This is a genomic window from Paenibacillus sp. FSL R7-0312 (assembly GCF_038004445.1).
GTDB lineage: Bacteria > Bacillota > Bacilli > Paenibacillales > Paenibacillaceae > Paenibacillus_AQ.
Genome location: NZ_JBBORE010000001.1, coordinates 1,650,941 through 1,670,443, shown reverse-complemented (window position 1 = coordinate 1,670,443; position 19,503 = coordinate 1,650,941). Strand labels below are relative to the sequence as shown.

Here is a 19,503-nt window from a genome sequence, read left to right as displayed (position 1 = left end):
TGTTACACCGCTGCAATAAACCGCTCCATGTCTTCCTGTACGGTGGTAATGCCGCCGATACCAAAGCTGTCTACCAGCACCTTAGCTACATTAGGTGACAGGAATGCCGGAAGTGTAGGGCCGAGGTGAATGTTCTTCACACCCAGATGCAGCAGTGCCAGCAGAACAATTACCGCCTTTTGTTCATACCAGGCAATATTGTAGGAGATCGGAAGATCGTTAATGTCGTCCAGGCCGAAGACTTCCTTCAGCTTCAGCGCTATGACCACAAGGGAGTAGGAATCATTGCACTGGCCGGCATCCAGCACGCGGGGAATTCCACCAATATCGCCAAGCGCCAGCTTATTATATTTGTATTTGGCACAGCCTGCAGTGAGAATCACTGTATCCTCAGGCAGCTCCGCCGCGAAGTCCGTATAATAGCTCCGGCTCTTCATCCGTCCGTCACAGCCCGCCATCACGAAGAACTGTTTGATTGCGCCGCTCTGGACGGCCCCGACTACCTGATCGGCCACATTCATCACTGCCGCATGGGCAAAGCCGCCGATAATCTCACCTGTCTCGATTTCTACCGGAGCACTGCAGCCTTTGGCCTGCTCAATCAGAGCCGAGAAGTCCTTGACCCCGTCTGCTCCTGCTGCAATATGCTGAACTCCCGGATAACCTGTGTTGCCTGTTGTGTACAACCGGTTCTTATAGCTTTCTTTTGGCGGTACGATACAGTTCGTAGTCATCAGAACCGGGCCACAGAAGCTATCGAATTCCTCAGTCTGCTTCCACCAGGCATTGCCGTAATTACCCACGAAGTGGCTGTATTTCTTGAAGGCCGGATAATAGTGGGCCGGCAGCATCTCACTATGCGTGTACACATCGACTCCTGTACCCTCCGTCTGCTTCAGCAATTCCTCCATATCCTTGAGGTCATGTCCGCTGATCAGAATGCCGGGGTTCGTACCCACACCAATATTCACTTTGGTAATCTCCGGACTGCCGTAAGCTGCCGTGTTCGCACGGTCGAGCAGCGCCATCACATCCACACCGAATTTGCCGCATTCCAGGACCAGGGCAGTCAGCTCGCCCCCGCTCAGGGTATCATCCAGCACGGCCGTCAGGCCTTTTTCCATAAAAGCATGTGCACCCGCTTCATAGAATCCCAGCACCGCCGCATGCTCCATGTATGCAGCCATTCCCTTAAGACCATAGGTGAGCAGCTCACGCAGAGAGCGGATATCCTCATGCTCTGTAGCAAGCACACCCACGGTTGCCGCCTTATCCATCAGTTCCCCGTCCGTACCGGCGCTCCATAGCGCTGCATCATGTTCTGACAGATACGCGATCACTCCGGCAGCCGTAATTCTGCTGCGCCATTTATCCCGCAGGGCAAGCCCCTCCCGGATCTTCGCAGTGAAGTGTTCCGGAACAAAGTTAGCATTGGTAATCGTAGCGAACAGGCTCTCAATAATAAATTTCTCTGTGACCGGATCGGTAATGCCCAGCTCACGGCCGCTGCGTGCGAACACCGCAATACCCTTGAGCGTATACACCAGAAGATCCTGCAGATTGGCTACATCACTGGTCTTGCCGCATACTCCCTGAATCGTACAACCCGTTCCCTTGGCTGCCTCCTGGCACTGAAAACAAAACATGTCGCTCATTACTCATTCACTCCTCATCATGAATTGGATAGCTGGACAGGACAGCGCTGCGTCCCGCCTTTACAGTTACCAGTAATTGTAGTAGACTTTCGTCTATCAATCGGTAACGGATGTTACCGATTATTATGAATTCGGAGGAAATGTATGAAACTGGAGCCTGCCGCGCTGCAAGCCTGCCTGTTATTCCGCGGGAAGTCCGCAGAAGAGATCGAACTGCTGCTGCATACGCTGGCCTACACCGTCAGCACTTACCGCAGGAATGCCATCATCCTCGCCGAAGGCGACCCGGCAGACCGGCTGGGAATTCTGCTCTCCGGCCGGGTCGAGGTGCAGAAGACGCATTCCACCGGCAGCAGCGTTACCATCGCCCACCTCAAGGAAGGACAGACCATCGGGGAGGCCGTGTTATTCCGCAGGGATAATGTAGCCCCCGCCACGGTAACAGCAACGGGACCCTGCAAGGTGATGTTCATCGGCAAGCAGGAGCTGCTACGAATATTCGCAGCAGACACAGATATCCTCACCCGCTTCATTGAGAATCTGTCCGAACGGCTGGTGCTTGTTAACCGGAAAATCGAGAACCTGTCCGCCGGGCCGCTGCGGCGCCGGATTATAGACTTCCTGCTGGAGCAAGGCACGCAGCAGGCCTCCGATACGCTGAAGCTCCCCTTCAGCCGCAAAGAATGGGCCGGGCATTTGAATACCGCCCGTCCTTCACTGTCCAGGGAGCTTGGATTCCTGCGCGATCAGGGCTGGATTGACTTCAAGGGCAGTGAAATCACGCTGCTGGACCGAAGCCGGATGAATGATTACCTCCTGAGCCTGCCCTCTACAGCAGGCAATCTGTGAAGATCCCCGGTGCAGAGCAAACCGGGCTAGACTAGACGAACCCTATAGATTCACCCGAGGAGGATGCAAGCATGTTGCAATTAACCGCACCCCATATCGACCAGCTGCTGGAAGAGCATAGACAATGGTTCAGCAGCGGAATCACGAGAACCCCCGGCTTCCGCCTGGAGCAGCTGCAGAAGCTGAAGGACGCTATCAAGCGCAGCGAGCCCCGGATTATCGCCGCCTTGAATAAGGATCTGCGTAAGAGTGAATTCGAGGCCTACGCCACGGAGATCGGCTTCACGCTGGACAGCATCGGCTATATGATGAAGCATCTCCGGCGCTGGATGAAGCCGGTTAAGGTAAGATCACCGCTGCACATGTTCCCGGCGAAGAGCAGAATTATAGCAGAGCCTTACGGGACCGCGCTCATCATCGGACCCTTCAATTATCCGTTCCAGCTGCTGATTGAGCCGCTGATCGGGGCCATTGCCGCCGGCAACTGCGCGGTATTGAAGCCTTCCGAGAGTACCCCGGCTACTTCGGCAGTCATTGAAGACATGATCCGGGAGACCTTTGACCCCGCATATATCCGGGTGGTGCAGGGTGAGAAAGAGACGACAAATCTGCTTATTCACGCGAAATTCGATTATATATTCTTCACCGGCAGCGTGCCTGTAGGCAGAATTGTCATGGAGGCGGCAGCGAAGAATCTGGTGCCTGTAACCCTTGAGCTGGGCGGTAAAAGTCCGGTCATTGTCGACAAGACCGCCAATCTGGAGGCCGCGGCCAAACGGATCGTGTGGGGCAAGCTGATCAATGTGGGGCAGACCTGTATCGCCCCGGATTACCTGCTGGTCCATAGCGATGTTGCAGCTGAGCTGATCGGGCGGATCAAACACAGCATCACCGCATTCTACGGAACGGATATCCGGCATAACACAGACTACGGACGGATTGTGAATGAACGCCAGCTGCGGCGGATTGAAAAGATGCTTGAGCAGGACCGCGATAAGCTGATCCTGGGCGGCAGCATTGTGCCGGAGGATCTCTACATCGAGCCGTCCCTGATCTACCCGGCTTCCTGGAGCGATGCCTCGATGGAGGATGAAATCTTCGGACCAGTGCTGCCGATTATGGAATACAGCCAGATTAGCGAAGCTATCCGGAGTATCAACGATCACCCCAAGCCGCTCGCCCTCTATCTGTTCACTGAGGATAAGCAGGTCGAAGAGCAGGTAATGGGCAGCGTTTCCTTCGGGGGCGGCTGTGTGAATGATACCATTACCCATGTAGCCAGCACCCATCTGCCGTTCGGCGGTGTGGGGAATTCCGGGATAGGCGGCTATCACGGCAAGCATAGCTTTGAGCTTTTCTCCCACCGTAAGAGCATTGTTAAGCGAAGCACGAGACTGGATTTCGGGATTGTCTATCCGCCATACGGCAACAAGGTCAAGCTGGCACGGAAGCTGCTGAAGTAGAGGATTTAGGAGACGGGATAGCCCTCTACCCCACTTTGCGAAAAAAGAAAAAGGAAGCCTCCCTTGCTAAAAGGAGGTTTCCTTTTTGTTTTTATATTACATACCTATACTACAAACGGAGTACATTTCGTATACTTATTGCTTCAGCCCGCACGCCGTCCGGCCACCCAGCCCGCGACCTCTTTCTCCGGGATAGGCCTGCTGATATAATAGCCCTGAATCTTGTCACAGCTCGTCCGCTCCAAAAAAGCCAGCTGCTCCGGGGTCTCCACCCCTTCTGCGGTAACATTCAGGCCCATATCGTGGCCGATGGTCACAATGGAGCTGGCCAGCGACATGTTGTTCGGGGTATCGATACTGTCGATGAAGGACTTATCAATCTTCAGTGTGGTAATCGGCAGCTGCTTCAGATAGCTCAGTGAAGAATAGCCCGTTCCGAAGTCGTCCAGCGCGATGCCGATTCCCTTAACCTTAAGTGCTTCCAGCTTAGAGCTGATAGCCTCGAAGGATTCCATGAAGATCGACTCTGTAATCTCCAGCTCCAGATATTCCGGGGCAAGTCCGGTATCCCGCAGCACCGTAAGCACCATGTCCGTGAAATCATCCAGCATCAGCTGAATGACCGAGATATTAACCGAGATATGGCAGTCCGTATACCCCTGGTTCTGCAGATCCTTGATGAACTGGCAGGCGGTGCGCAGCACCCATTCCCCGATGGGCACAATCAGCCGGCAATCCTCGGCAATCTTGATGAAGGACAACGGCGATACGAAGCCCAGCACCGGATTATTCCAGCGGATCAGGGCTTCGAAGCCCCAGATCTCGTTCGAACCGATATCCACCAGCGGCTGATAATGCAGCGAGAGCTCGTTATTGGAGATGGCGTTTCTTAGATGCATCTCAATAATCATACGCTCATCAAAATGCTGCTGCATCTCACGCCCGTAGATCACATAAATGCCTTTGCCCGCTTCCTTCGCTTTATACATGGCAATGTCGGCATTCTTCAGCAGTTCCTCCGCGTTCACGCCGTTCTCCGGATATTGGGCAATCCCGATACTGGCCGAGATATGTACAACACTGGCACTCAGCTGAAACGGCTCCTTGAAGCCCTGCACCAACGAGTCCGCATAGCGGATCACTTCACTATACCCGTCTACATCCTTGAAAAGAATCACAAACTCATCGCCGCCGAAGCGGAAATGCTTACTGCGCCCGTCGGACAACTCCAGCAGCCGCTCACCGACCTTCACCAGCAGCTCATCGCCGAAGGTGTGGCCCATCGAATCATTGATGTACTTGAAATTATCAATGTCCAGGAAGAACAGTGCCGCATGGCCGCCGGAGTGCTCCTGAATAAATTTCTTCAGCTCTTCGGACAGCGACAGCCGGTTCGGCAGGCCGCTCAGTACATCATTATAGGCCAGCAGGCGGTACTTCTCTTCACTGGTCTGCAGCAGCGCCTGATTCTCCACCACCTTGTTATACTGCTCCAGCAGCTCATCCTGCAGTGCTGTCAGCTCCTCATAGGTAGACTCCAGCTCCTGATAGCTCATCTGCAGCTTGCTCTCATACCCTTTGCGGTCGGTGACATCGACCATCGACCCGGCAAACCGGATATATCCGCCGCCTGCATTACGCAGCACCTTGCCCCGGGCCTGGAACCACTTGTATTCCCCCGACTTGCTGCGCATCCGGTATTCGGCGTAGTAATACGAAGAACGACCCTCCAGATGCTGGGTCCGCAGCCGGTCCTCCTGCTCGGCATCCTCAGGATGCAGGAGGTCTCTCCAGCCGCCGCGGGTCTCATTGATCTCATCCCGTTCATACCCCAGCAGCTCGTACCAGCTGTCCGAGAAGTAATAGATCATCGTGGACATGTCCACGTCCCAGATGACCGCGTCCGCCCCATAGGTGGCCAGGCTGAAGCGTTCATTGCTTTTTTCCAGATTGCTTCTGATCCGTTTCACGAGCTGTACATAGAATAATAAAACAAAGATAAAGGTCAGCAGCACGGCAAAAGCGGCAATAATGCTCAATACCAGCACTTTGTAGGTCTGATAGAAGGAGAACGGCTTGTTAATGATTTCGCTGCCCTCCGGCAGCTTGTCCAGCGGTACACTGAAATGCTGAAGCTCGTTGTAGTCAAATACATTGCGGACATTGCTGTCAGTCACAACAGGGATATTAACCGCACTCTCCCCCTGCAGGATGCGCAGCGCCAGCTCCGCTGAGGTCTGGCCCTGAATTCTGCCGCTGATCAGACTGCCGCCAAAGGCGCCGTGGTTTAGTCCAAAATCATAAATATGGTACACCGGAACACTGCTGCTCTTGCCCAGTTCACTTGAGAACCTGTCAAACTCAACAATCCTTCCGGTAGAGTCACTATAGTATGTAGTCATCAGCACGATACTGTCCGGAGACAGGGCGGATGCCGTTGCTTTAATTTGTTCAACAGAAAATCGGTTCATAGGGAGGATCTCCAGCCCCAGGTTCAGCGCATCAATCTGATCCATGACCATTTTGCCGGTCGACAATCCGCTCTCCGAATTATCAAAAACAACATAAACCTTCTTTACGGAAGGGTTGATTTCCAGCGCCATTTGGATCGTACGCGTAGGATCAATCTTCTCGATAACACCTGTCATGTTGTGAGTGTCCGGGATGCCGGCCACCCCCAGCTCATTGACACCGCTGAAGATGATCGGGGCATTATCCAGAAGCTCCCTGCGGTATTTCATGGCAAAGTTCAGGGCTGCATCATCTGTGGTGAGGACTGCATCAATATGGATATTCTGATACTTGAATTTGATCGTTTCGTAGAAGTGTTCGAGGTTCTCCGGATTGGGATACCGTTTCCAATCCATGTATTCGGCATAGATTACAGGCAGAGCGGCTGCACTCTTGAGGCGTTCTTCAATGCCGGCACTCTGTTCATCGCTCCAGGCAAAACCTTTCTGGTAGGAATGCAGCACCAGCACATTCTGAGCGGGAAGTTCTTCGGCGTAGGCGTGTGTGCCTTCTGTCGTACACAGTAAGACAAACAGCGGCAAGAGCAAGCTTTTTAACAACCTGAGATAAATTTTATCTACACCCATTCGCACACTCCCGTTCATCTATCTCAAAGTCTGATTTCGATTATAAAACGAGGAATTTCGACATTATACTAATTCGGTAAACCCACTTCTCATCCCTTTTTTAAATGGAAAAAGCACCCCATTCTGCACCGGCCGGTATCCGCGTAAAAGATAAGGATCATTTATTGCATAAAGCAAATGAATTCTTATCTTTTAAATTTGCCGCTTTCTTATAATTATAGGGGGAAACGATATTTTAATAAACAACAAATAGAGCGGAGCTGCGGCCTTTGTGGACAGAGAACAGCGCTCACGTTAGAATGAATTTGCAGTTGACTGTTTAGACAGGAGGCCAGGCCATGCCGACCATCAAAGACGTTGCGCTGAAGGCTGGCGTATCGGCAACTACCGTATCCCGGGTATTGAACAACAGGGGTTACTTAAGTGAAGATTTGAAGCAGAAGGTGCACCAGGCGATGGACGAGCTCAATTACCGCCCGAATGAACTGGCCCGCTCCCTCAGTCGCTCGAAATCAAACATCATCGGACTGATTATACCGCATGTCTCTCTGCCTTTTTTCGGGGAATTGACCAGTCATATTGAAGAACATGCCTACCGGGAAGGCTACAAGCTACTGCTGTGCAACTCGTGGCAGGACAAGCTGAAGGAACAGGAGTATATCAACATGCTGCGAGCAAGCCGGGTGGACGGCATTATTATGGGCAGCCATACGCTTGAAGTAGAGGATTACCGGCAGATGAACCTGCCTCTGGTTACCTTTGACCGGCAGATTTCGCCGGATATTCCTTATGTATGCTCGGATAATTACGCGGGAGGACGGCTGGCCACGACCCTGTTGATTGAAAAAGGCTGCCGCCGCCTGGCCCATATCGGCGGGCATCCCAAGCTGAATATCTTATCGCATCTGCGCTGCGTCGCCTTCGAAGAAACCGCGAAGCAGCACGGCGCCCAGTACGTTTCGCTGCATACGGACAACAACAGCTTCGACTTCCAAGCCTATGAGCTGCTGCTGGCCCAGCTGTTCCGCGAGCTTCCTGAGGTGGACGGCATCTTCGCCGGCAGTGACATCATTGCCGCCTGTGCCCTGAAGGCCTGCCAGATCAGAGGGCGGCGCGTTCCCGAAGATGTGCGGATTATCGGCTATGACGGCATCACCCTGCGCAGCCTGCTGTATCCGGCCATCAGCTCTATCCGCCAGCCGATGGAGGCGATGGGCAAGCTGGCCGTCGATTTAATCCTGCTGCAGGTACAGGGCGAACCCGTCGAATCAGCCTACATCCTGCCCGTGGAGCTGGAGGAGGGCGCTACGACTTAGCCTTTGACATGGGCATAGGCACAGACACAGACACAAAGTCACCCTAACGGGTGAATCAGGCTGGAGTTTATACGGTTAAATGACATATAAGGCCTGCTGGGCAGCTCATGCAGATATCCAGGCCGCCACGCATGGCTTCATTCAGGCTGCTTCTGGGTCGCCCCGGTGAAGCCTGGGAAATCAAGGGCACTTTTGCCCCTCATTTCCTCCTTTGGGCCGCAACTGGCGAAATCAAGGGCACTTATGCCCCTCATTTCCTCCTTAGGCCCGCAACTGGCGAAATCAAGGGCACTTATGCCCCTCATTTCTTCCTTGCGCGCGCATCTGGCGAAATCAAGGGCACTTATGCCCCTCATTTCCTCCTTAGGCCCGCAACTGGCGAAATCAAGGGCACTTATGCCCCTCATTTCCCCTTTCCGCCCACTTCCGGCGGGGATTAGAGGAATACAGCAATAGTTTCTCAATAGTCTCTATATAGTGTCTATATTTGAATTCAGGGATAGACTCCTGATCCAATCCTATTCACACTTTATAGTTGAAAGGAAGCGATGTTTTGATGCTAACGCCTATGATTGCAGAGCTGCAGCTGCTGCTGGCAGCAGTACCCGCTGCGTATAACCGTCTTACTCCAGAGGAATCCGCCGCACCGCGTCCGGGAGGAAAATGGTCCTGTTTGCAACTACTCGGACATTTATGCGATTCGGCAATCAACAATCTCACCCGGTTCATCAAGGTTCAGTACGAGCCGCAGCCCCTGCAGCTGGCTTATTATGACCAGAATGAATGGATGAATGCCCAGCATTATGCCTCGGCTCCGCATGAAGAAGTGCTGACCCTGTGGATCAGCCTGAATCAGTCGGTCCTGCGCGTAATTTCGCGACTGTCTGCTGAGCAGCTGAACCTTCTTTTCCTCCGGAATGACGGTACTACAGTCACCCTGCAATGGCTGGTTGAGGAATACGTGAATCACATGAAGCACCACCTGCGGCAAATGTTCCCGGAGCAGGGCTGGGATAGCTCAGCGATAAATAACCTTAACCCGTAAGAAATAGCCTTGCCGTCATTAATAAGGACCGTCCATTCCAGCGGGAAATAGGAAGGAGAAGTAATCGTGTGAAACTTATACATTCTTGAATTTCAACAAAGACGCCCATGCTCCCCCCACCAACTAAGGAGAACACGGGCGTCTAATATTTCTCTTAACCGCAAAGCGGAGCACTTCAGCATACTACGGCTCCCTTCACATGCCGTACATACACCGGTTTCAACACCGAAAGTTCGCTGCTCTGCCGGTTACCGTGCGCACAGCTCCAGCAGCTTCCCGGCATCCAGCGCCGAGGTAGACGGCAGCAGCAGGTCAGCCGCGCTCAGCTGCGCCGCGCTGCCAATGCCTACGGCCTTCATGCCCGCCGCCTTGATCGCGGCGACCCCTGCGGCCGCATCCTCCACGCCGATGCAGTTGCCCGGCGCGGCCCCAAGCAGCTCCGCCGCCTTGAGGAAGATCTCCGGGTCGGGCTTGCCCTTCCGGAGCTCAGCCGGGTCGGCGACCGCCTGGAACCAATGGGCTGCGCCGAGGCGCTCCAGAATCAGCGGCGCATTCAGGCTGGCCGAGGCCAGCCCCGTAGAGATTCCCCGCTCGCGCAGGGAATCCAGCAGCTCAGGAATCCCCGGCAGCAGGTCAGCCGGGGTGATACGGTCGATCATCTGCTTGTAATGATCGTTCTTCTTCTCCGCCAGCCGGAGCTTCTCGGCTTCTGGCAGCAACGCAAGTCCGCTGCCCTCCAGCACAATCTCCAGCGATTCCATCCGGCTGACCCCTTTCAGCCGTTCATTCTTCTCACGGCTGAAGGGAATGCCCAGCTCATCGGCAAGTGCCTGCCAGGCCAGATAATGGTATTCAGCCGAATCGGTAATGACGCCGTCCAGATCAAAGATTACCGCCTGAAGCCGGCCCGCAAGCGAAATCTTCACCGGCTCCTGCGGAAGCAGCCGCAGCAGCTGATCCTTATGCCGGATCTCAAGACCCGTGCCGGCCAGCAGCGTATATACGGCAACCTCACGATCAACGAATATATCCAGAAGCTGCCCGCGCACGGTGATCTTGAAGCGGTAGCTCTCCCACTGCTCCGGCAGGGCCGGATCAAAGCTCAGCTCCCCTTCATACAGCCGCAACCCTCCAAAGCCGTTCACGATCGACATCCACGAGCCGGCCATCGCCGCCATATGCAGCCCGTCCTTGGCGTTGCGGTTAATGTCATCAAGATCCATCCGCACAGTGCGGTCGAAGTAGGCATATGCCCCGGTTAAATCACCGATCTCAGCAGACATGATGCTGTGAATACAAGGCGACAAGGAGGAGTCGTGGGTGGTTAGCGGCTCATAGTAATTATAGTTGCGGATTTTATCCGCCAGGCTGAACTTGTTCCCGAGCAGGAACATGGCCATCACAAGATCCGCCTGTTTCAGCACCTGGTGGCGGTAGATCACCAGCGGATGATAATTCAACAGCAGCGGATATTTATCCGGCGGCGTATGCTCGAAATCCCACTTCTGCTTCGTCAGGAACGTATCATCCTGGGCATAGATGCCGAGATCATTGTCAAAAGGAATAAACATCCTTCCGGCGGCTTCCCTCCAGCCCTCCGCCTCTTCCATGGACAGTCCTATGGCCAGCTGCAGGCGTTCATAGTCAGCAGGATATTCCTCCTGCAGAAGTTGGGCGGTCTCATAGGCATACATGAATTGGTCCTGAACCATGAGATTGGTGTAGGCATTGTTATTCACAATCGCCGTATATTCATCCGGTCCAGTCACAGCATCAATGCAGAAGGCACCTCCGCGCGCGGGGTTGTAGTGACCGAGATCGGCCCAGAAGCGCGAGGTCTCAAACAGAATTTCCGCCCCTTGGGCAACCAGGAATTCCGTGTCGCCCGTTGCCAGCACGTATTGCTTCAGCCCGTAAGCAATATCGGCATTGATATGCGCCTGGGCGGTACCGGCAGGGAAGTAGGCGGAGTTCTCCTCGCCGTCAATCGTCCGCCATGGATACAGCGCCCCCTTCTGGGACATGACCGCCGCACGTTCCCGCGCCTTGCCGAGCGTAGCATAGCGGAATTCCAGCAGCGCCCGGCTGACTTCAGGCTGGGTGAAGGTGAAGAATGGCAGCATGTACATTTCCGTATCCCAGAAATAATGGCCTTCATAGCCTTCTCCGGTTAAGCCTTTGGCCCCGATATTGGTCGCGCCGTCCCGGCCTGCCGATTGCAGCAGCTGAAAAGCATTAAAGCGGATACCCTGCTGCAGCGCCGGGTCGCCGTTGATCTCCACATCCGTATGCGCCCAGAAGGTATCCAGATATTCCTGCTGCTCCCCGGCCAGACCGGTGAATCCAAGCTCTCCGGCCATCTCCAGCACCCTGTCACTCCGGCTATGCAGCTCCTCCTCCACGTAATCCTTGGAGGTGTGATAGGTTATATATTTGGTGAGTCTTACGGTCTCACCGCTGCACACCGCTGCGGCATAACATACCGATATCCGCTGCCCGATCAGCTGGTGGCTCATCTCGCGGCCGGATTTCGCCTGCAGCGCATGGCTGACTGCGGTCAGCAGCGCAAACCGCGTATGCCGTGTCCGCTGCTTCATCCACAGCTTCCGGGTGGCAGCATCGTAGCCGGTATCTTCCAGCAGCAGGCTGGGCTCGGCACTACCTGCGCCCAGTCGCGGATCATCCGTAGCCTCCGGCCGCCGGATCTCGCCGTCCACGGCAGATTCAAACTTCAGCGTGCCGGAGAAGTTCAGCGCGGTCACTGCATAGTCGATTGCGGCCAGATGCTTGTGCGCAAGCGACACCATCCGGCGGATCTGCAGCAGCACCCGGTGGCCGGCTGGGGATTCCCACTCCACCTCCCGGTGCAGAATACCGCTCTGCATATCCAGGCGGCGTTCATACCGGTGCACCTTCCCTTGGTCCAGCCGGAAGTCATGTCCTTCAATACTGATCTCGATCATACGCGCATCGGTCACATTCAGCATCGCCTGATTCCGGGAAGGGAACCCGAAGGCCCCTTCGGGATAGACAATCGGCTCAGAATCATAGAATCCGTTCAGATAGTTCCCGGCTACGGAAGTGCCCGCCTTGCCGTGGTAGCCTTCCTCGAAATTACCGCGCATCCCGATATATCCGTTGCCGAGCGCGAACATGCTCTCGCTCCGCTGATTATACTCATCCTCGTAGTGTTCCTCACCGAGACTCCACTCGCGGTAAGGATATAATGCCGGCGGATGTTCATAGGGCTTCATCTTCATCTCTATATTCTCCTCCTGATTGCGAATTTCTCCTGACCCCCGTATTTGATCTCCGGGGGACAGACCTCCGCTCTTTACATTGCCGCCGGAAATGGCGGTACTCATGTACATCCGGCACCTGCGCTGAGCCATGGGCTCAGCCCTTCACCGAGCCGCCCATCAGACCTCTGACGAAATACTTTTGCAGCAGGAAGAAGATCGCCAGCGGCATCAGCATGGAGATAAACGCAGCTGAAGTCAGCAAATGCCAGTCATTGCCGCGTGAGCCGACCAGATCGGCGATCTTCATGGACATCACCTGCACCGACGGCTGGTTGCCGATGAAGATCAGCGACACCAGATAATCATTCCATACCCAGAGGAACTGGAAGATTCCGATGGAGGCGAGCGCAGGCACAGAGAGCGGCAGAATCAGTCTGCTGAAAATGGTAAAGTGGCTGGCGCCGTCAATGAAGGCCGATTCAAACAGATCCTTCGGCAGCTGGCTGATGAAGTTATACATAAAGTACGTAACCAGCGGCAGGCCGAAGGCCGTGTGTGCCAGCCAGATTCCGAGATAACTGCCGTTGAGTCCGAGCGACGTGTAATCCTTCAGTACCGGAATCAGCGCAACCTGTATCGGAATGACCAGCATCGCGATAATGATAACGAACAGCGTCTTGCGTCCGGGGAACCGGAGCCAGGCGAAGGCGTATGCGGCAAAAGAAGCGATCAGCACAGGAATCACCGTAGCCGGAACGGCAATCGTCAGCGTATTCCAGAACGCCTGCGATAAGCCGCTGCCCTTCTGCACCGTCTCACTGCCGTCGGCTTCCTTAAGCTTGTATTCCTTGCCGGACAGCACATTCTTATAATTATCTAGCGTCAGGTCAGGCGTAGTCTTCCAGCCCTGCTCCTGCATATTGACCGTGCGTGCTCTGCGGTTCTCCCAGATCAGGCGGCTGTCATCCGCCTTCACACCAGCTTTGAGCTGATCATCACTGTAGGTTTTACCGTTCACCTCAATCGGCTGCCGAAGATCCACATCCTTGGACAGCTGCAGCGTTTCGCCGGCCTTCCACTCCTGATGGGGGAAGACCTTCCACCAGCCGGTGTGCAGAATATCCGCAGCCGGACGGAAGGAGGAGGCAAAGAGCCCGAACGTTGGCAGAATCCAGATGAAGCAGATGACGCCCAGTATCAGGTTAACAACGGTTTTGCTGCTTTTTCTTTTCTTTTTGCCGACCATTAGAATCCCCCCTGCTTGCGGAACTGACGCAGATTAATAAGAATAACAGGCAATACCGCGATCAGGAGTACGATAGCCAGTGTTGAGCCGTAACCGAAGTTGCGGTACATGAAGAATTGCCGGTAGAACTGTGTCGCTACTACTTCTGTATCGTATTGACCTCCCGTCATCACCATGACGACGTCAAATATTTTCAATGTAAAGACAATAATGGTTGTGGTTACCGTCAGAATGGTCGCGGAGATAAACGGAATCATGATACCGAAAAAAATCTTCACCTCACCGGCGCCATCCACCCGTGCGGCTTCCAGAATATCGTCAGGAACACCTTTGATCGCAGCGGAGAAGATCACCATCGCGAACCCCGTCTGCATCCAGATCAGGATAATTATAAGGAAGAAATTATTCCAGGGCTGCAGCATACTCGTCCAGGCCTGCGGTTCGCCGCCGAAATAGGTTACGATTGCGTTCAGCAGTCCGATTTGCTCATCGCCCGGCTGATAATAATAGACAAACTTCCAGATCACGCCTGCGGCAACAAAGGATATGGCCATCGGCATGAAAATAATCGATTTGGCGATACGTTCATAACTGCTGCGGTCGGCAAGAATGGCAATAAGCAGCCCGAAGCATACACAGGCCAGCGTCCCCACGAACACCCAGAGCAGATTGTTGCGCAGGGCGGTCGCCATCAGATGGTCGCTGAAGATTGCAGCATAGTTGCTGAGTCCGACGAACTTCTCCGAAGAAGCATTGAAGAAGCTTAAGTACAAGGTCCGCAGCGCAGGCAGGATTAACAGCCAGCCGAGAATAATAACCGCGGGTCCGACAAATACGTAGGGCAGCACTTTCCTGCGGATACGATCGGGATATTGCTCAACCGCCCAGGTCAGAGTGTAATAGATCAGATATACACCCAGTACACCCCATAGCACGGCAAGCACCGCAGTTAGCAGCGGATTAAGCGTAGAATCGCGGAAAAACAAGAAGATCAGCCCATTGATCACAATGTTAGCGAGCAGCACTCCCAGCGATAAAAGCACCGCCCGGCCGCTGATTCTCTGCTTGGCCTGCGTACCTGGGGCACCGGCCTCCGGCTTTATTTGTGCATCCATATCAGTTCCTCCTAATAAGTTTTGCGCAGCAAAACTCTCTACATAAGCATTCTTTAACAAGTGGAAACGGCTTTGCCGTCCTTATAAGGACGGTATCGTTTCAGCGAGAAATAGAAGGATAAATTATGGTGTGAAACATATAAATTCTTATATTTCAAGAAAAAGAGGGGCAGGATTCATCACTGCTGCCCTGCCCCTCTTCATCATTTTCGTCCCCCTAAGTCCCGCTTACACGCTCCTTAGTTGTTCCAGCCGGACTGGATCTGCTCCAGTGCCTGATCCAGAGTAGCCGTTCCGCTCACATAGTCGGTCATGCCTTTCCAGAACGTGCCTGCACCCACCTTGCCGGGCATCAGGTCAGAGCCGTCAAACCGCAGGGTTGAAGCATCCTGCACCAGCTGCGCCATCCGGCGGTCGGATTCGGACTGGTACCAGTCCAGCGGGGCATCATTCATTGGCGCCACTACGCCGCCGGATTGTACCCAGCTCTTAATCGATTCACCGGTGGTGAAGAATTCCATGACTGCACGTACTTCAGGACGGTCATTGAACATCGCGTAGATATCGCCTGCTACAAGTACCGGCTTGCCGTATTGCTCATCAATCGGCGGGAGGTAGAACCAGTCATAATCTACATCAACCTTGGCGGTTTCCGGGAAGAAGCTGGTAATGAAGTTCCCCATCAGGTTGAACCAGGCTTTGGGAGGATTCTCGAACATTGGCTTCGGAGCATCCCCGAAAGCAGTGGTTACGATCGATTTAGCGCCGCCGTATACATAATCCTTGTTCATCCAGATTTTGGACATCACATCTACTGCATTCTTCACTTCAGGAGAAGTAAACGGCAGTTCTCCGGCTACCCACTTGTCATAGTTCTCAGGAGTTGTGGTGCGCAGCATGATGTTCTCCACCCAGTCGGTGGCTGCCCAGCCGGTAGCCGCGCCGCTCTCAATACCGATAGCCCAGGCAGGATCACCGTCTTTGGCAATTTGCTCTGTCAGCGCCATCATCTCATCCCAAGTCTGCGGAACCGTGTATCCTGCATCGTCAAATTGCTTCTTAGGGTACCAGACTAGACTCTTCACGTTGCTGCGGTTCCAGATCCCAGCCATAATCTTGCCGTCTTTACCGTCCATGGTGGACATATCCAGCCAGCTCTTATTGTAATTGGCTGTCAGCTTCTCTTGATCCAGCACCCCCGTCAGATCGACTACCTTGCCGGTCTTCGCAATGGAAGCCAGGAGGCCCGGCTGCGGGAAGTCAGCGATATCCGGAGCGTTGCCGCCGTCGACACGGATATTAATCGTAGCTTCGAATTCCTTGGAGCCTTCATATTGAATATCAATGCCGGTTTTTTCTTCGAACTCTTTGATACTGCTCTCAAATTTCACCTGGTCGGCGTCCACAAACGGCCCGAACATCGTTACCTTAGTCCCTTTATATTCACCCTTCATCGCTAAGTCCAGCGGGCTGCCGGCAGCTGTAGCCTCCGCATTATTTGTCGATTCCTGGTTGTTATCTGCTGCTGTTGCTGCCGGAGCTTCTGTTGCCGCCGGGGCTTCCGTCGGTGCCGCATTATTGTTATTCCCGCCGCATCCGCTGAGCATCATGGTGAAGGATAAACACAGCACCATAGCGAGTGACAGTTTACGTCCTGGAGCTTTCTTCATGGTTTCATACATCCCCTTTAATTGTTTTAGAGACTGCATTAGGTCAGCTTAATTCCCGGAATGACTACCGGCTGAGCACTGGACCACCTCCTTGCAAAGCTTTTCAGAGTATGATAATTTATACCGTTTAATGTCATGGATTCTGAGTCAGCAACATTAATATAGCGCTTACATTTCCATAATATCATATGCTGCATGCGTTTCCAATACTGTAAATCCATCTTTTCCTATCTTTTATTTTTGTTTTGCGGTATCCCATCAGCGTTCAGCCTCTGATAACCGTATTTTCAGCAGATTTCCGTGCAACTAACCATAACAACTTACATTAATCTGCTGAATTCCTATGAAAAGCTTTTCAAATTTAGAAAAAGAGACCGCTCTGCCCCTCAATAACCCAGGCAGTAGCGCTTCAATCCCGCCCGCAAGCAGGTTTCATTTCTCACGTGAGGATTCTCTTACAATCAGCTTATGCTCCATCTTTTCTTTCATGACAGCCACAGAGCCGGTCGTTAATAACTCATGCAGCTTCTCCGCAGCCCGGTAACCCAGCTGATAAATCGGCTGTGCGATCGTTGTCAGCTTCGGAATGAACATGCCGGACATCCGCAGATTGTCGAAACCGATTACCGACACCTGACCCGGCACCAGAATATTGCGGTCCTTCAGATAAGAGATCGTTCCCATGGCGAACTCATCGGCTACGCAGAATACAGCAGTCAGCTCCGGATACTCACTGAACAGCTCATGCGATGCCTGATACGCCTGTTCAAAGCGGTGATTGGCGTATTTAACCTTCTCCACATTACGTTCCAAGCCGAATTCCCTGAGCGCTCTGACGAATCCGGCAACACGCGGCGGCCCGGACACCGAGTTATCATGATTGAAGCCGATCATTCCGATCTCCTGGTGACCCAGCTCAATCAGGAATTTCACCGCATCATACGCCGCCTTCTCATCATCGACCTCCACCGAAGCCACCTCATACTCATCAGTGTGGGAAGAGACCAGCACGAACGGAATTCTGCAGCCTACCAGCTTCTCATAATACTCCGGGTACAGCACATCACTGGCGAACACGACTCCGTCCACCTGCTTCTCATGGAAGGTATCGATATAAGACAGCGTCCGCTCCTTGTCACGGTCTGTATTGCAGATCATCAGACTATAGCCGAGCTTAATGCAGGCATCCTGCATCCCCCGGATCACCCCCGCGAAATACAGGTTCTCAATATCGGGAATAAGCAGGCCCAGTGTAAAAGACTTCTTGTAAATCAAACCGCGCGCAAACGCATTAGGCTGATACTTCAGCGCTTCTATGGCTTCCATCACCCGGCTGCGTTTACTCTCAACTACCGTGTCCGGCGCATTCATTACACGGGATACCGTGCTGATGGATACACCGGCCATTCTGGCTACATCTCTGATTGTTGGCTTCATAGCTTCTGACTTCCTTTTTATAAAGATAAGAGTTTATATGCTTACGCAATAAATGTTCCTTATCTTTCTCGCTGAAACGGATACCTGAGCCGATATGTAATATCGCTGCTCCGGAAGCATAGGCTTTCCTGAAGCACAGGATAGCCGTTTCTATTTAGAAAAGCTTTTCAAAGCGATTATAGCAAGGCTCCCGTAAATTGGCAAGATCTTTGTTATGCGCTTACATTCTGCTTCCTCCGGAAGGCATTTCTGATAATTATTCTCCTTTATGCTATTCACCGCCTGCGGATTTTGCCTATTTGGCTATTGGACAACGCCTCTTTCATAATCACCTCCGCCCATCTGAAAAGCTTCTCAATTCACTGCTGCCCCTTACTCTGCAGACCATTATGTAGCTATAGCACATTAATCTCTGTACCTATAAGGAATAAACTTACGTATATTGATCTAGCTTGCTGAACAACGCCTGCATATCTGTTGAGAGTACCGAGTGCGGAATGCCGCACCGCAATGAGTGTTCGCTTTAGTTGCACAAAATACAGTTAGATAAACCGCACTTAAGACAACAACCATTCAAATTACCGGTCAGTCACTGCGGGACTGGCGGAGCACGTCAATGCTTTACACTTAATTCTCCAGCAGCAGAGTGGGGGACTTCTTAGGAAGCATTTTACATACTGTAGAACTGCAGACACTGCAGAACTACAGACACTTTAGACACTGCAGAACTGCAAACATAAATGTTGTACATATTACAACTTTGATTGATGGATATCCGGGTGATCGGGCGGATTGTTGTATGAAATACAACAATAATCCTGCTGAGCCGCTTGAACAAGGTGAAATGTTGCCTTTTGTACAACAATTTTGGATTAGGACCGATAGGAGAGGATAAATGTTGTATTTAGTGCAGGATTTACAATAAGTTGCTGGATCTCTGCCACAGAAAGCGGATTAAATCGGGAAACTCCTGCGTCAACAGTAGCCGCCTAGAAGTTCAAATAATCATAGAATAAAGGCTTAGTCAGGATTGGTTTTATGTTGGAGTTTATGTTGGAGTTTTATGTTGGAATTTATGTTGGAGTTTATGTTGGAGTTTTATCGTGAAATCTTGAGTTCAGTCTAGACATGCTTAGGATAAGGGGCCGTCGCAGCCAGCCGGCAGATCAAGCAATGAGCCCGGTGCTGATAGGGTGCTAATCAGGGACTGATCCGGAAGAATACCGGATCAAGCGATATAGATTCTTCATCTGCAATATCCCTCCATCCGTAATACCCCTTCATCCGTAATATCCCCTCTCCCTCCACACTGCTTACTTAAAGTGTGTAAATAATATTATTTCATGTTATAATTGGCGGGTAGATCA

The 19,503-nt window shown here is 52.8% G+C and carries 11 protein-coding genes; 4 read left to right on the top strand and 7 right to left on the bottom strand.

Annotated features, from left to right (window positions below; genetic code table 11):
* Positions 1-2: 2 nt before the first annotated feature.
* Positions 3-1,655 (bottom strand): hydroxylamine reductase, encoded by a 1,653-nt coding sequence (hcp, locus tag MKX70_RS07260; RefSeq protein ID WP_340839786.1) that lies wholly within the window; start codon positions 1,653-1,655, stop codon positions 3-5.
* Positions 1,656-1,799: 144 nt separating this feature from the next.
* On the opposite strand from hcp, the gene MKX70_RS07255 reads away from it, so the two are divergent.
* Positions 1,800-2,504 (top strand): Crp/Fnr family transcriptional regulator, encoded by a 705-nt coding sequence (locus tag MKX70_RS07255; RefSeq protein ID WP_340781728.1) that lies wholly within the window; start codon positions 1,800-1,802, stop codon positions 2,502-2,504.
* Positions 2,505-2,575: 71 nt separating this feature from the next.
* Positions 2,576-3,967, top strand: a complete 1,392-nt coding sequence (locus MKX70_RS07250) for an aldehyde dehydrogenase (protein WP_340839785.1) — start codon at positions 2,576-2,578, stop codon at positions 3,965-3,967.
* A gap of 143 nt (positions 3,968-4,110) precedes the next feature.
* Here MKX70_RS07250 and MKX70_RS07245 read toward each other — a convergent pair whose 3' ends face one another.
* Positions 4,111-7,065: an ABC transporter substrate binding protein gene (locus MKX70_RS07245; RefSeq protein WP_340839784.1), complete on the bottom strand. Its 2,955-nt coding sequence runs from the start codon at positions 7,063-7,065 to the stop codon at positions 4,111-4,113.
* A gap of 338 nt (positions 7,066-7,403) precedes the next feature.
* Between MKX70_RS07245 and MKX70_RS07240 the strand changes: the two genes are divergently transcribed.
* Together MKX70_RS07240 and MKX70_RS07235 are read left to right on the top strand one after the other, a co-directional pair.
* Complete coding sequence (locus tag MKX70_RS07240) at positions 7,404-8,381, top strand: LacI family DNA-binding transcriptional regulator (protein WP_340839783.1); 978 nt, start codon at positions 7,404-7,406, stop codon at positions 8,379-8,381.
* 556 nt (positions 8,382-8,937) lie between these two features.
* Positions 8,938-9,426 (top strand): DinB family protein, encoded by a 489-nt coding sequence (locus tag MKX70_RS07235; protein ID WP_340790071.1) that lies wholly within the window; start codon positions 8,938-8,940, stop codon positions 9,424-9,426.
* Between the two features lie 248 nt (positions 9,427-9,674).
* Here the strand turns inward: MKX70_RS07235 and pgmB are convergent, their stop codons facing one another.
* The 5 genes from pgmB to MKX70_RS07210 form a co-directional block, all read right to left on the bottom strand.
* Entirely contained in the window at positions 9,675-12,791 is a 3,117-nt protein-coding gene (gene pgmB, locus MKX70_RS07230) for a beta-phosphoglucomutase (RefSeq protein ID WP_340839782.1), read from the bottom strand.
* Between the two features lie 31 nt (positions 12,792-12,822).
* Entirely contained in the window at positions 12,823-13,914 is a 1,092-nt protein-coding gene (locus MKX70_RS07225; protein WP_039304866.1) for a carbohydrate ABC transporter permease, read from the bottom strand.
* Entirely contained in the window at positions 13,914-15,029 is a 1,116-nt protein-coding gene (locus MKX70_RS07220) for a carbohydrate ABC transporter permease (protein ID WP_340839781.1), read from the bottom strand. Before MKX70_RS07220 ends, MKX70_RS07225 begins: the two co-directional genes overlap by 1 nt.
* A gap of 239 nt (positions 15,030-15,268) precedes the next feature.
* Positions 15,269-16,699, bottom strand: a complete 1,431-nt coding sequence (locus MKX70_RS07215; RefSeq protein WP_340839780.1) for an ABC transporter substrate-binding protein — start codon at positions 16,697-16,699, stop codon at positions 15,269-15,271.
* Positions 16,700-17,131: 432 nt separating this feature from the next.
* A complete protein-coding gene (locus MKX70_RS07210) occupies positions 17,132-18,136 on the bottom strand; it encodes a LacI family DNA-binding transcriptional regulator (protein WP_340839779.1) in 1,005 nt (334 codons plus the stop codon).
* Between the last annotated feature and the right edge of the window lie 1,367 nt (positions 18,137-19,503).